15 protein-coding genes are annotated in these 14259 nt (G+C 26.0%); 4 read left to right on the top strand and 11 right to left on the bottom strand.

What is annotated here, in order from left to right; genetic code table 11:
* Positions 1–103: 103 nt before the first annotated feature.
* Positions 104–583, bottom strand: coding sequence for a hypothetical protein (locus ACQPUY_RS07170; RefSeq protein WP_430840463.1), 480 nt, complete (start codon positions 581–583; stop codon positions 104–106).
* Between the two features lie 382 nt (positions 584–965).
* Here ACQPUY_RS07170 and ACQPUY_RS07165 point away from each other — a divergent pair, with 382 nt between their 5' ends.
* The gene (locus ACQPUY_RS07165; protein WP_430840462.1) at positions 966–1751 is read left to right on the top strand and encodes a hypothetical protein; all 786 of its coding nucleotides are present in this window, start codon (positions 966–968) and stop codon (positions 1749–1751) included.
* 63 nt (positions 1752–1814) lie between these two features.
* Here ACQPUY_RS07165 and ACQPUY_RS07160 read toward each other — a convergent pair whose 3' ends face one another.
* The 6 genes from ACQPUY_RS07160 to ACQPUY_RS07135 all read right to left on the bottom strand — a co-directional run bounded on the left by ACQPUY_RS07160 (position 1815) and on the right by ACQPUY_RS07135 (position 8543).
* Positions 1815–1985 carry a hypothetical protein gene (locus ACQPUY_RS07160; protein ID WP_430840461.1) on the bottom strand — a complete coding sequence of 57 codons (171 nt, stop codon included), beginning with the start codon at positions 1983–1985 and terminating at the stop codon, positions 1815–1817.
* Positions 1986–2085: 100 nt separating this feature from the next.
* On the bottom strand, positions 2086–3111 hold the full coding sequence (locus tag ACQPUY_RS07155) for a sensor histidine kinase (protein WP_430840460.1): 1026 nt from the start codon (positions 3109–3111) through the stop codon (positions 2086–2088).
* Positions 3104–3793, bottom strand: a complete 690-nt coding sequence (locus ACQPUY_RS07150) for a response regulator transcription factor (protein WP_430840459.1) — start codon at positions 3791–3793, stop codon at positions 3104–3106. The genes ACQPUY_RS07155 and ACQPUY_RS07150 overlap by 8 nt, the downstream gene beginning before the upstream one ends.
* 8 nt (positions 3794–3801) lie before the next feature.
* Complete coding sequence (locus tag ACQPUY_RS07145) at positions 3802–5856, bottom strand: ABC transporter permease (protein ID WP_430840458.1); 2055 nt, start codon at positions 5854–5856, stop codon at positions 3802–3804.
* Positions 5846–6622, bottom strand: a complete 777-nt coding sequence (locus tag ACQPUY_RS07140) for an ABC transporter ATP-binding protein (RefSeq protein WP_430840457.1) — start codon at positions 6620–6622, stop codon at positions 5846–5848. The genes ACQPUY_RS07145 and ACQPUY_RS07140 overlap by 11 nt, the downstream gene beginning before the upstream one ends.
* Before the next feature lie 265 nt (positions 6623–6887).
* Positions 6888–8543, bottom strand: coding sequence for a nucleoside kinase (locus ACQPUY_RS07135; RefSeq protein WP_430840456.1), 1656 nt, complete (start codon positions 8541–8543; stop codon positions 6888–6890).
* A gap of 155 nt (positions 8544–8698) precedes the next feature.
* Between ACQPUY_RS07135 and ACQPUY_RS07130 the strand changes: the two genes are divergently transcribed.
* Both ACQPUY_RS07130 and ACQPUY_RS07125 read left to right on the top strand, forming a co-directional pair.
* The gene (locus ACQPUY_RS07130) at positions 8699–9400 is read left to right on the top strand and encodes a YetF domain-containing protein (RefSeq protein WP_430840455.1); all 702 of its coding nucleotides are present in this window, start codon (positions 8699–8701) and stop codon (positions 9398–9400) included.
* Positions 9400–9780: a DUF4363 family protein gene (locus ACQPUY_RS07125; protein ID WP_430840454.1), complete on the top strand. Its 381-nt coding sequence runs from the start codon at positions 9400–9402 to the stop codon at positions 9778–9780. The genes ACQPUY_RS07130 and ACQPUY_RS07125 overlap by 1 nt, the downstream gene beginning before the upstream one ends.
* Before the next feature lie 48 nt (positions 9781–9828).
* Here ACQPUY_RS07125 and ACQPUY_RS07120 read toward each other — a convergent pair whose 3' ends face one another.
* From ACQPUY_RS07120 to ACQPUY_RS07105, 4 genes are all read right to left on the bottom strand, one after another.
* Entirely contained in the window at positions 9829–9993 is a 165-nt protein-coding gene (locus ACQPUY_RS07120) for a hypothetical protein (RefSeq protein WP_430840453.1), read from the bottom strand.
* A gap of 178 nt (positions 9994–10171) precedes the next feature.
* Positions 10172–10618: a GNAT family N-acetyltransferase gene (locus ACQPUY_RS07115; RefSeq protein ID WP_430840452.1), complete on the bottom strand. Its 447-nt coding sequence runs from the start codon at positions 10616–10618 to the stop codon at positions 10172–10174.
* Between the two features lie 27 nt (positions 10619–10645).
* On the bottom strand, positions 10646–11077 hold the full coding sequence (locus ACQPUY_RS07110) for a hypothetical protein (protein WP_430840451.1): 432 nt from the start codon (positions 11075–11077) through the stop codon (positions 10646–10648).
* Positions 11078–11825: 748 nt separating this feature from the next.
* Entirely contained in the window at positions 11826–12632 is an 807-nt protein-coding gene (locus ACQPUY_RS07105) for a DUF3658 domain-containing protein (RefSeq protein ID WP_430840450.1), read from the bottom strand.
* A gap of 402 nt (positions 12633–13034) precedes the next feature.
* Here ACQPUY_RS07105 and ACQPUY_RS07100 point away from each other — a divergent pair, with 402 nt between their 5' ends.
* On the top strand, positions 13035–14258 hold the full coding sequence (locus ACQPUY_RS07100) for an argininosuccinate synthase (RefSeq protein WP_430840449.1): 1224 nt from the start codon (positions 13035–13037) through the stop codon (positions 14256–14258).
* The last annotated feature ends 1 nt before the right edge of the window (position 14259 follow it).

Here is a 14259-nt window from a genome sequence, read left to right as displayed (position 1 = left end):
CCACTTTTCTTAATTTTAATGTTATTTTAATGTTCTTTAGATCTTATTAATATATTTCTAATAATAATTTCATTTTACATAATCTTTCTAAAGAGCATTTAAATCACCTTTTAACCTTAATATTACTAATAAGCTTAATTGCAACTTTATGCAGAATACTTAAAGTAATAAAATAAGATGATATTATTACAATTCTATACTGTGTCATTTTTTTCACTTCAATCCAAAATGATAAATAATAACCAAGTGGATATGTAACCCACAATATGAAAGGATTTTCTACCTTAAACTCATAGCCCCCAAATTTTGAATTCATAGACATTGTGATAGACATAATCATCATAATTAACAAATATATATTTAAAACCTTATTTTCTACTTTAAATAATATAACTAATATCAAAAATAAAATGGTACAAATCACCAAATGTTTTATTGTAAAATTTGGATGTAATATTTCCACAATAAGCAGAGGATCACTATTAGATGGATCATAAATAAATATTACAGTAGAAACAACAAAGACAATTAGGTGTATGATTGCAATTTTAAGTAAATTTTCTTTAACTCTAATTTCTTTCATAAATCCTCCTATTAAAGTAAAAGTAACTATCACTTTCATTTTTTCATATATTAACTTATTCTCTATATTGTACCATATTATATTTTATAACTTTTTTAGTTTACAAATTAAATAAATTCTTCTTTTTAATTAATGACTAGTTACTCAAGCTAGCAAAATTAACTTTTAAAAAGAAGTGATTTATATATGACTATTGATGAAATGGTACAACAAACTCAACTTTGGTTATATTCAACTTATTCTTGCAAATAAATTTGAATGGATTCTTAATGAAGTATTTGGAAAATACGATTTGAATTTTATTTAATTTATTGATATCATCTTAATATAGTTTATTTAATTTGTACAAAATACTATTTATCTAAAGTTTGGAGATGATTAGTTGGTAAATTTAAGAAATATTAGAATTTCTTTTTTATATATTATTAAATTAATTATGTTTATTTTAGTATTTTCTTTTTTAATTAGTGGTATTATAGATTTGAATATTTTAACCCAAAACTCCATTAAAGGTGGAATTATCCTTACTATACTATCACTTTGTATTATTGGAATTTTTTCAAGCTTGCTATATTCAATTAAATATATATATGAAGCTTATAAAGTTTATAAAATTTATAACCCTAAAGATTATATTATTAAATGGACATATATTAATGAGTTATGGAGCAAGTTTATTATCAATAATTTTAAGTTAAACTTTTCAATTGAAATAGAATCATTATCCAAAGCAGCCATAAAATTCTATTCAACAATTATTCCTATAGCACTTATATTTGTAGCTTTTGTTGAGGATTATAGAGACCATTATAAAACTATATTATCAATTTTATTAATTTTATTTATTATTGGTTATTTTTTACCTATAATCATTAAAATGTTTATAAGTATGCTTGATCACATTATTTTTACAAATAAAAGTATCATTTTAAACGAAAATTATATAATCATAAATGAAGAAATATTTCCATTAAATATTCCTAAAGAAAAACAATTAGAAAGCAAAAAAATTATAAATGGAAATATTGAAATAAAGTATGCAACTATAAGTAGATCAGCCACTAGATATGATAATAGATTCCATCTAAATAATAAAGATGTCCACCTTTTAATTATTCCTATACCTAAAGATAAAATTTCTGAAGCAAAATTATATATCAATAAATAATAAAATGTTATAAAAATATTTTATTTATAATTTCACTAAAGTATCTTTAATAAAAAAAGCAGATTATAAAATCTGCCTAAAAGTGTCGACAAAATTAACTTTTAGTATTATATGAATTTCTTCTTCTAAATCTCTAAAATCAGATACTTTAAAAGTTTTAGAATTACTTTCTTTTAAATTTTTTATAACAGGTGCATAATTAGTAGATATATTAGGTGACTGTGGATTAAGCAAATCAATAACTATTGACTCTGCTACACGAATTTTATTAATTCTATATCCTGCTCTTATTAATTTATCACTTAAATATATATCTCCTACAAATGTTTTACTTTTAATGAATTACCTTAGGAAAGGTTAATGAAATTTCAAATCCCTCAGTATAATTTTCATTTACCTCTAAATTAATTTTTAGGCCGTCAGCTACTTGTTTTGCTAAATATAATCCCATTCCTGTAGAGTTTTTTCTTTGTTCTCCAATCTCACCAGTAAAGCCTTTTTCAAATATAAATGGTAAATCATAAGCCTTAACTCCAATTCCATTATCTCTTATATTAAGTCTTATATTTTTTTCATTATCATCTGAAGAAATAACTATCTGTTTTTTACTTACTTCAATATTTTTATATTTTATTGCATTGCTAATTACTTGTCTTATAATAAATTGAATTCCTCTTTTATCTGATAAAACATTATAATCCTTAATGTCTAATATTACCCCTATACCATTTTCCTGTAATATTACTTTATATTCTTCAATTATTTCTATACAACTCTCTTTTAATGATAGCTCTTTGAAAAAATAATCATTACAAGTAGATTTTAGTCTTGCATAATATAGCATTCTTTCTATATCTTCTTGCATTTTAGTCCTTGAATATTGTAATCTTTTATATGCTATTTCTGATATTTCTTCTTTTCTATTATCTAATACAAAGGTCATTAACCCTAATGGTGTTTTTATCTCATGTGCCCAGGCTTCTACATACTCCTCATACTCATTAATTCCTTGCTTATAAGTATTTATAGTATTTTGCTTTTCTCTTAAAATTTCACCTATACTTTTAATTACTTTTACTTCTTCATAATAAAACAAACTGATAATTTCATTTTCTTTATCTTTAGTAGGCTCATTCAAAAAGTTGTTAATTGCTTCTTCTCTTTTTAAATCATTTTTATAAAGAATAAATACTATAGAAAAATATAAAATTAAAGATCCAGTAACCATTGTAGGGAAAATATAAATAAAAGCCTTATCATTAACTAACCATAGCAATACTCCAAATATAAAATTTAATATAAGTATAACAATAATCCAAATCCTGTTTTTTGTTAATATTCCACTTAACTTTTTAATCATTCTTATTGTCTCCTATGGGCACTAAAGAATACCCCTTCCCCCTAATTGTACTTATATTATAATTAGTATCTAAATTATGCAATGATTTCTTTAGCCTAGTCATATTTACATGAAGAGCATTTTCATCTATATATTCTGTTGTACCCCAAAGTTTCTCAAATAGCATCTCTTTAGTAACAAGCTTTTGGTAGTTTTTAAGCAATAATTCCATTATCTTTCCTTGATTTTCAGGTAAAATTGTAGCCTTACCTTTAACATTAATAGTAAAGGTTTGTAAATCTAATTTAATATCTTTTATTTCTAAAAAATTAGTCCTGTCTTCTAAACGACGTAGCAAATTAGTTATTCTTGCTAATAAACGTTCTTTATGACAAGGCTTATTTATATACTCATCTGCACCAATATTAAGGGCATGTAGCTCATCCTTCATTTGATCACGCCCCGTTAATACAAGAATTGGCACATTACTTTTATTTCTAAGTCCCTTACATATTTCAAAACCAGATATTCCAGGTAAATTTAAATCTAATAATACAAGGCTTGGTGAAGCAGATATAATCTCATCTATTGCATTTGAAAATTTGGTTATACAAAAGGTATCATAACCTTCATTTTCTAAAATATACTGAAGCTCTTCTCTCATAAAAAGCTCATCTTCTACAATTACAATCTTCTTCACCATCATCACCTCTAATTATCTTCTCTTTTCATATCCATAAGCTTTAAAATATTTTTATCACTACTTTTCTTTACAATATTCATATAAATTAATTCTATCATACATATTAATACAATGACAGAAGCTGAAATAACCATTAGTTTCCCAACATATTCTTTCATTGCTGTTGTAACCATTCCTGCAAATAATGTTCTTACTGCAAATATGCTACTTACTGCTGCAACTGCTATTGAAAGTGAAAAATACCACGTTATTTGATTTCTAGCAGATTTACATAGCATTTCATAATTTGCACCTAGATATGTTAATGCTTGATATCTCTTCTTAGTTTTTTGTTGATGCATTAAGAATTGTACACCCATTACTGTATTAGCTATTATAAGGAAAATAACAGCTAAATATATTGTCGTATAGCTTGCTGCAACAGTGTAAAATAATTCCCTTCCAATATTTTGAAGATAACTTTCATATCGTACCCCATTATATTCATCATAAACTGCTTCTGTAGTATTAAGTTTTTCATTAACTTCACTGATTGCCTGCATTAAACCTTTTTTCTTAACAAAGTCCTTATCTAAAGTCATATTAATATAAGTACTAACATTATTCTCATCAGTATATTTCTTAAACACATTATCAGAAACTATTAATCCCGTACTTATGGTTATCATACTATCTGTTATAATGTTATCCGAATAGCATATATCTTTTAATTTATACTCTTCATCTTCTAATGTTATAATAGGCCTCTCCTTTAAAGCCAACTCTATAATAGAGCTAAAATTAAAGTCTGGGTCTTCATAAAGTGCTGCCTCATTATCATTTAATTTAATTGGATCCTTCCCTTGTATTTCTAAAAGCTTATTATAAGAACTTAGCGAAATTAAATAAGGTCTATCAAGATATTGAAGATTATTTAATAATATTTCCTTACCTTGTGAATCATCTTGTTTTTCTACAGCTTTTATTAACCCTTCTGCTGAAAATTTATCATTATAAAACATTCCTATCTTCATTTCATATATTCCATCAATATACGCTTCCAAATCAAGTTCTTTTATTATTGCTTCTACTTCTTCTTTATTTGCCTCAAAAGTATAATCCATAATATGGGCTTCCTTTGAATTAAATAGATAACCTACTGGAACCCCATATGCAAAACAACTAATTGCAATTAACACTAATAATGATGAAACAGCTAAAGTATTTGGCTTTAAGAAAACAGACTCTTGTATTTGCCTGAAAGTAAACATCTTTAATCCACTAATATTATTTTTCTTTTTAAGTATTCCTTCAAATAAAACACCAATTCCTTGGAATAATAGAAAAACTCCCAAAAGCCCCAGTATAACTATTAGTGCCATAAACTTTAATTCTCTCCATACTATTCCCTTAATTCCTATAATAAATGCTACTGAAAGTAATATTACTCCTACAATTAATTTAATAATGACGATAACCTTATTTATTTTTCTTTTCTTTTCACTTTGAGATTCTGAAAGTAATTCTAGAACCTCTTTCTTTGAAAATTTACCACTTAAAATAATAAGTGCTATAAATCTAATAATAAAATACCCAAATATAGTTCCTATAACAGCTGAAAAGGAAAATGAAAAACTATGTCCTATTATTCCAAGCCCTACTATTTTAGCTGTTACTAAGCTTATAATTTCCGATATAAATACTGCAACAGGTATTCCAATTATTAATGATAATAGGCTGTTCCATAATTCTTCTGCAAAAAGCATTAACAATAACTTACTACGTTTCATACCAAGCATTAAGTACATTCCAAGCTCCCTGCTTCTTCTTTCTAACTGATATTTTCCTGCAAAATATACAAGAAAAAATAAAATGAATAATGATAATCCATATAATGCTGGAATAAGTAAGAACAACTTACGTACTGCTTGACTTTCCATAGTCTTTAAAAATATAATAACATCTTGTTTTTCAAGAGATAAAATAATATAAAATGCAATAATAGATATTATTAATGATATAAAAAATAATCCATTCTCTTTTCTATTTCTCTTACTATTTCTATTAACTAAATCATAAAACATTTGCACTTCCACCTCCTAGTTGTGCCATAACTAGAAGTATTCTTTCATAAAAATCTTGTCTAGATTCCTCTGGCTTTTTGCGTCTTAATTCATGAAAGAACTTTCCATCTTGTATAAATAAAATTCTAGAACAAAAGCTAGCTGCATTTGCATCATGAGTAACCATTAAAATAGTTGATTTTTGCTCCTCATTTAAATCAGATAGCTTCTGCATTAAGGATTTTGCATTCTTAGAATCTAATGCTCCTGTAGGTTCATCTGCAAGAATAATTTGTGGATTTAAAATCAGAGCTCTTGCTGCCGCAACACGCTGCTTTTGTCCACCTGAAATTTCATTAGGAAATTTATCTAATACATCTTTAATTTCCATATATTCTGCTAGAATTTCTACTTCTTCCTTACTATTATTCTGTAATTTATTATGAATAGCTATTGGAAGTAAAATATTTTCCCTTGCTGTTAAATTTTCTAGTAATTCAAAATTTTGAAATAGATAACCTATCTTATTCCCTCTATAATCTGCTAATTTATTTCCTTTAAATTTCTCAACATTTTCTCCATTTAATAAAATATTACCTTCCGTAGGATGAGTTGTAGTTGCAATACAATTAAGCAACGTTGTTTTTCCTGAACCACTACTTCCCATAATTCCAATAAATTCACCATTCATAACTTGAAAACTAATTCCATCTAAAGCCTTAGTTGCAGAATCTTTTTTGCCATAATATTTTTTCAAATTTTTAACTTCTAATATTCTTTCATTCATTGTAATCACCTTTCGCATCATTTCTTTATATCAAACAAATAAAACTCCGGAATTTCATTTATTTCTAATTATCATCTTCTAAAATTATTATAAATGGAATTATTAAAATAAAACACTTACAGTTGGTGAAAGGTTTTGTAAGTAAAAACTTAGCAATGATTTCTGAATCATTTTACTTTTTAAAACAAAATCATAAAATCTCCTATTTTGTAAAATAAATTACAAAGTAGGAGATCTTTTAAATATTATCAACTCTTTATTATATTTAGTATTTATAAAAATCACTACCACCAATAAATTCTCTAAGAATACTATTAGTTGGTACATAGTCTTTATCTATTTCTTTAAAGAATCCTAAGAATGATTTAAGTCTAGTTGCTAATATATACACTGGACTATCTGAATCTATTTTATCTAATTCTTCTAAAGCATATTTTTTTAATACGCATAACTCATATACTAAAGTGGAGTTAAACATAACATCTGCCTCTTCTTGATAGACAAATATATTTTTTTCTTCTCCTCTTCTAATAGATGGCCACATTTTCAAAGTGTCTTCTGCCCCATACCCTCTTGATAGATAATCTCTTACTATCCTTCTAACTCTTCTTATATCTGTTGTTGCTATTCTATTGTGATTATCTAAATTTAATTGAGTTAAAGCAGATATATATATTTTAAATTTTTGTTTATCTGCTATAGAGGATGTTAGCATTGGATTCAAACCATGAATTCCTTCTATTAATATTATTCCGTTATTAGGTAGTTTTAGTTTATTTCCAAGCCACTCTCTTTCGCCTTTTTTAAAATTATAACTTGGAATTTCTACCTCTTCTCCTTTTAATAAACTTCCTAAATGAGAATTGAATAATTCTAAGTCTAAAGAATATATGCTTTCAAAATCATACTCGCCATTTTCATCCTTTGGAGTATGCTCTCTATCAACAAAATAATCGTCTAATGATATTGGAACTGGTACATATCCATTTACTCTTAGTTGTACAGATAATCTATTGGCAAAAGTTGTTTTTCCAGATGAACTAGGACCAGCTATTAAAACTATCTTAGTTTCTTTTCTTTCATTAATCATATCAGCTATTTGGGCAATCTTTTTTTCATGTAAAGCCTCTGAAACCATTATCAAATCTCTAAGTTCGTGATTTTCAACTTTATCATTTAAAGATCCTACTTCTCCAACACCTAAAATACTTAACCATCTTTCAGTTTCTAAAAATATTTGAGATAGTTTTCTATTTTCCTTAAATTCTTCTACTACGTTTAAATTTTCCCTTTTAGGATATCTTAAAACGAATCCTGGGCTATAATACATTAAGTCAAAAGCCTTAATTACTCCTGTTGAAGCTGCCATTTGTCCATAAAAATAATCATATCTTCCATCTAATTCATATAGATTTACATACTCAAAGGATACATGATTCAATAAGGATACTTTATCATCCATTCCATATCCCTTAAATATTTCAATAGCTTCTCTTCTCTTCATTTTTATTTTCTTTATAGGAATATCTTTATTTATAAGCTCTGTCATTTTTTCCTTAATCTTAATTATATCTTCCTCTTTCAAAGCTTCTTCCTTATGAAGCTCCCCAAAGACTCCATCTCCAATGCTATGTTCTATTGTAATTACTGAATTATCAAATAGATCTAAAGTGGCTTTAATAAATATAAATTGTAATGTTCTTGCATATATTTTATATCCAATTGAGCTATCAAAAGTAATAAGTTCTAGTTCTCCATCTTCTGTAATATTTTTAAATAGCTCATAATATTCTCTATTTAATTTACATAATGCTATATCATAAGGATTAATTTTTAAATGATTTTCTAATAACTCTTTATAAGTAATGCCTTCTTCAATTAAATGCTCTTTATTTTCATAATTAATCTTAAATTTACTCATGTCTCTCCTCCTTGCCATAAGCCAGTTATATTTGTCAGTATATTCTAACAGCTTATCTAATATTATATACTTATTACTCAAAAATTCTACATAGATAATTGATATAAGTATAAAATTTGCCTTTACACAAATAATACTTATTGCGAGGTGGTTATATGTTTATAGTATTATTAAGAACTATCTTTCTTTATGCCTTAGTTGTTCTAGTAATAAGACTAATGGGTAAAAGACAGATTGGAGAGCTTCAACCTTATGAATTTGTAATCACTATTATGATTTCTGATTTAGCTGCTCTCCCAATGCAAGATACAAGATTACCTTTGATTTTAGGTGTAATTCCTATAGTAACTCTGCTATTTATTAAAACCTTATTATCTTTACTACAGCTTAAAAGCCAAAAAGCTAGACAAATACTTGAAGGAGAACCTTGTATTCTAATTGCTAGAGGAAAAATTAAATATGAAAATTTAAAAAAACAACAAATTAATTTAGATGAACTTATGGAAGAAATACGTCTTGCTGGATATTTCGACTTAAGTGAAATTGAATATGGGATATTAGAAAACAACGGACAAATGTCTTTTCTAACTTCTAATAATAATTCTAACGGATCTTCAAATAACTCCAATTCTTCATCAAATAATAATAGTAATTCTAAACCTAAATTACCTATTATCTATGTTTTAGATGGGGAATTTAATAGAAATTCATTAACTTCTTCTAATAAAGGTGACGAATGGGTTATAAATGAACTAAAAAAACATAAAGTCAATTCAATTAAAGATGTTGTAATTGCTATGACAGATACTAATGGAAAATTTATTTATCAGCTTCATAGAGATAAGGAGGCTACATAATGAAAAATACTATTATATCTATTGGTCTTTTTATAGCCTTAGTTATAGGGCTTTTTTTCTTAAACAACAAGTTTGTTGACCTTTGTAATGAAATTATAGTTAAATGCAATTTAATAGAAGAAGCTTTAAATAATTATGACGAAGATAAAGCCTATGAAGATGCAGTGGCTTTAATTGAGCTAATAATAGAAGAAGCTGATGTACCAGCTATTTATTTAAATCATGTTGATTATGATGTTTTAAAAAATGATGCATTAAAGCTATCCTTATATATAAGGGGAGATGATAGAGCTGAATCTCTTGCAACCCTTCATGCAGTTCGCTCAGCAGCTGAACACTTAAGAGATTTGCAAATGCCTAACATAAAAAATCTTCTATAATAAAAAGTGCCTAATCAGTAGGCACTTTTTGGGGTTTATTAACATCTTTTATTCTATTATTTCTTTAACCTTTTCTTCGGATATATTACATATTTTTGCTATATTAGAGATTGACTCTCCTTTACTTAAAAGTTTGAACACCTTCTTCGCAAGTTCAATACCTTCTTCTCTTCCTTCTTCTAACTTTTCTCTATCTCGTTCTAATAGTGTCATAAACTCAACCTCCACCTTAGGATTATTCTTAACTTCAATTACTCTTTTATGAATATTTTTAACTAAAGTTCCTGTAGCTTCTTCTGCTGTTTTATCATCTGAATGCTCTACATATTTTAAAAATTCAATAAGTTCATCACTTAAATCTTTAATAACTCCCGTAGTGTTTAAAATAATTTTATCTTGTTAACTGAACTAAATACTCTATAGTATCTTCTTCAAATTTCTTTTCACCAGTTAAATTGAATCCATGTTTTTTATAAAAAGAAATTGCCCTTTTATTTTTTTCTAATGCCCAGAGATTATTAGCGTGATACTCATTAATTGCATATTCTATAATTTCTTTTCCAATCCCTTTACTTTGAAAAAAAGTATCTACATATATTTTACAAATCTCTGTCCCATTCATTTGAATGAATCCCTTTATTAAACCATCATCATAAACCAATATATTTTTTAATATTTCATCTTTTCCAAAATAATTGTCAACCATAGTAACTACTTGCAATTCTCCAAATGAAAATCCATCATCTTTAAAAATTGGCCAATAATTTATTCGATTATTAAAAACATATATTTCTGCTATTCTTGATAAATCTTTTTTTGTTGCTTTTCTAATATTCATTCTTCCAAGCTCCTATATGATGTAAATTTAAAATTGTGTATCAATTTTCTTATAAAAAGCCTTTTTTAAAATAAATTCTACACTTATAAAAACCATAACTACTATTACAAATTCAACTTCTAGCATAATAACACTAACATTATTAGTATCTAAAAGGTTTGTAGCATTTAAAATCTCTGCTTTATTTATTATTAATACTATAGTTGTTATAATGAATGTAACTACTCCCGATATAAACCAAATCAAACCACACTTTTTATTAGACGATTCTAATGAGTTTTTATCCTTTAAAAAATCACTATTGTCAGCACCACCTAATCCGCTACTAATCATAGCAATAGGCATAAATAAATCTAATATTTTATTTATTTTTTTATTGGAATGTCTGTTGTACAATATACCTATCCAAATCATAATTACTGGAACAATAATGTTACAAACTAAAACAAATATTTTCATACTAACCTCCTTCTTATAAATACATAATTAATATAAATTATAACATATTTTGTAAATTATATATTATTCAATTTTCAAAAATGAAACTTTCTTAATTAGTTCTATATTTGAATTTCGAACTAAATAACACCGTATATTCCATTTTGAATAATACTGCATTTCATTAATTTAATATTAAATTCTATCTTCGTAATACTTAAAACAAACATTAAATTAATACAGATTAAAATGATTTAATAGAAGTCGTAATAAATTTGAACATACATAAATCATCGCAAATATTTTTGCCTTTGCATAGTTTTTATTTTTTAAACCAATCAAAAAATAAACAATCATTGCAATAAATGTAACGAGGATAACAATAGCAAGTGAGTATCTAAATAGATCTTGAATACTAACAGTCATTTTATTATAGCCCCCCTTATTCAATTATACATAAATAATACAATTACGAGTTAATTATAACATATTTTGTAAATTGCATATTATTCAATTTTAAAAATGAAATATTGATATTTTTATTACATTCATCGCAAACCCATTTAGCATTAAATGTTTTCCAACTAAGTAAAAACCATAAAATTATAAAATATAACAATAAACATAAAAATACTAAAAAAGGATTTTTATGTTTATTAAAATAGATATAATAACTAAGGTTATAATATAACTATATAATCTTATAGAATTACTCATATATACGTCCTTAACTTTTCTTCAACATTCTAATCAATGAACTGGAATTTCTCTAAAATCTTGAAATCAATCTTTTGTATTTATTATCAGAATCCTCTATTATTTTAATTCTATTATTTTCTATCATATATTCAATTCTTGATGCATACCACCAGTCTTTAATTCCTAATTGATAACGTAAAAGTAAATTTCCAATTAATCTAACTTCTTCTATTGGTTCATATCCAAGATGTTTATAAATCAAATTATCGTAAAAGTTATCGTTAACTCCTATTAGCTGTCCATTTACTACTACTCTTAAAGGACTATTATCTTTTACAAGCTCCATCCAATTATTACTAAACATTTTTATTTCTATCTCTGATATTCTCTTTTCATAACTAATAAGTGTACTAAATTGCTCTGGTGAAATTTCTTCAGAATATTGATATGATAAAACTACATCATCTATTTTTATATATTCTGGCAATTTTACAGCAAAAATTTCAGTTGCAATATCTTTTAATAAGTCACATATATAGTACAAACCACACATTTCATATGGAGCATTACTATACCATATTCGAATTGCTTCTCCTTTTAAAACATAATTTATAAGCCTATTCTGTTCATCTTTATACTGCTTTCCAACTTTTTGAATCTCTTTTAATGTATCTTCACTATTATCGTAACTATTTTGTGTATACATATTAAAAATAAGATTCTGTCTATAATAACTATCTACTTTTTCTTTAATATCACCAATATCTAACATTAAATCAAGACAAATAACCTTATCTGCACTTCCTGAAATAACTTCTTTTTCTATTGCTATTTTCATGCATGCAGCTCCACTTTCTCCAAATAAAACTTCTACCATAAAATCTCCTTTACAACCTCTAGCTACATAGTATTTACAAACCATATTATAACATATTTTGTAAATTCCACACTATTCAATTTTCTCCTAAAAATAACCAAGTAAATTTAATCTAAAATTATCTTTTTCCCAATTAGCATTTACATATTTATAAGTTAATTATTCGCAATATAAGATATTATTCAACAATTATACGTAAATTTTGCATAAATATAAAAAATGTCCTTGCATAATTATACTGCTAAGTGTATAATTATAAACATATTCGAAATGTAATGAAAATTTAGAAATGAATAACAGAAAATTTATAAAAAATCTATTTTAGTAATTTGGAACAAATTACATCCTAAATTATTCATTCTTAATTTTTCATTCTTAATTACAAAAAGGGGGCTAATTAATATGAAAAAATATAATAAAGTTGTACTTGCTTATTCTGGGGGACTTGATACTTCAATTATTATCTCTTGGCTTAAGGAAACTTATGATTGTGAAGTAATTGCAGTAGTTGGTAATGTTGGACAAAAGGATGAACTTGTAGGCTTAGAAGAAAAAGCACTTAAAACTGGGGCCTCTAAGTGTTATATAGAAGATTTAAATAAGGAGTTTGTGGAAGATTATATATTCCCTACTATTCAGGCTAATGCAATTTATGAAGGTAAATATCTTCTTGGAACTTCTTTTGCAAGACCTATAATTGGAAAGAGACTTGTAGAAATTGCATTATCTGAAGGTGCTGATGCTATATGTCACGGTTGTACTGGAAAAGGAAATGATCAAGTTAGATTTGAACTAGCTGTTAAAGCCTTTGCACCTGATATGGATATTATTGCACCATGGAGAATTTGGGATATAAAATCTAGGGATGAGGAAATTAAATATGCTTTAGATAGAGAAATTCCTATATCAATAAGCTATGAAACTAATTATAGTAAGGACAAAAACCTTTGGCATTTAAGTCATGAAGGTTTAGATTTAGAAGATCCTGCTAACGAACCTAATTATGAAAAAATATTAGAGCTATCTAATACATTAGAAAAAGCACCTAATACACCAACATATATTACTTTGAAGTTTGAACAGGGTATTCCAGTTGCTTTAAATGGTGAAGAATTAGATGGACCTACTTTAATAGAAAAGCTTAATAAAATTGGTGGAGAAAATGCTATAGGAATAATGGATATAGTTGAAAATAGATTAGTTGGTATGAAATCCAGAGGTGTTTATGAAACTCCTGGTGGAAGTATTTTATACAAAGCTCATAAAGACTTAGAAGAACTATGTTTAGATAAAGAAACTTCCCATTATAAAGAAATTATAGCTTTAAAATTTGCTGAATTAGTTTATAACGGTCAGTGGTTTACACCTCTTAGAGAAGCGTTATCTGAGTTTGTTAATAAAACTCAAGAAACAGTAACTGGTGAAGTAAAACTAAAACTATATAAAGGAAATATGGTTAATGCAGGAATGAAATCTCCTTATTCATTATATAGTGAAGAATATGCTACCTTTGGCGAAGATGCTGTTTATAATCAAAAAGATGCTGCAGGATTTATAAATTTATTTGGACTACCTATTACAGTAAAATCTAAGATGAATGAAGCAATAAAGAAAGCTGGTAAATAAT

This window comes from Clostridium nigeriense, assembly GCF_050585245.1.
In the GTDB taxonomy this organism is placed as follows: domain Bacteria; phylum Bacillota; class Clostridia; order Clostridiales; family Clostridiaceae; genus Clostridium; species Clostridium nigeriense_A.
The sequence above is the reverse complement of the archived record's forward strand: the minus strand, read 5'-3'. Positions and strand labels throughout refer to the sequence as shown.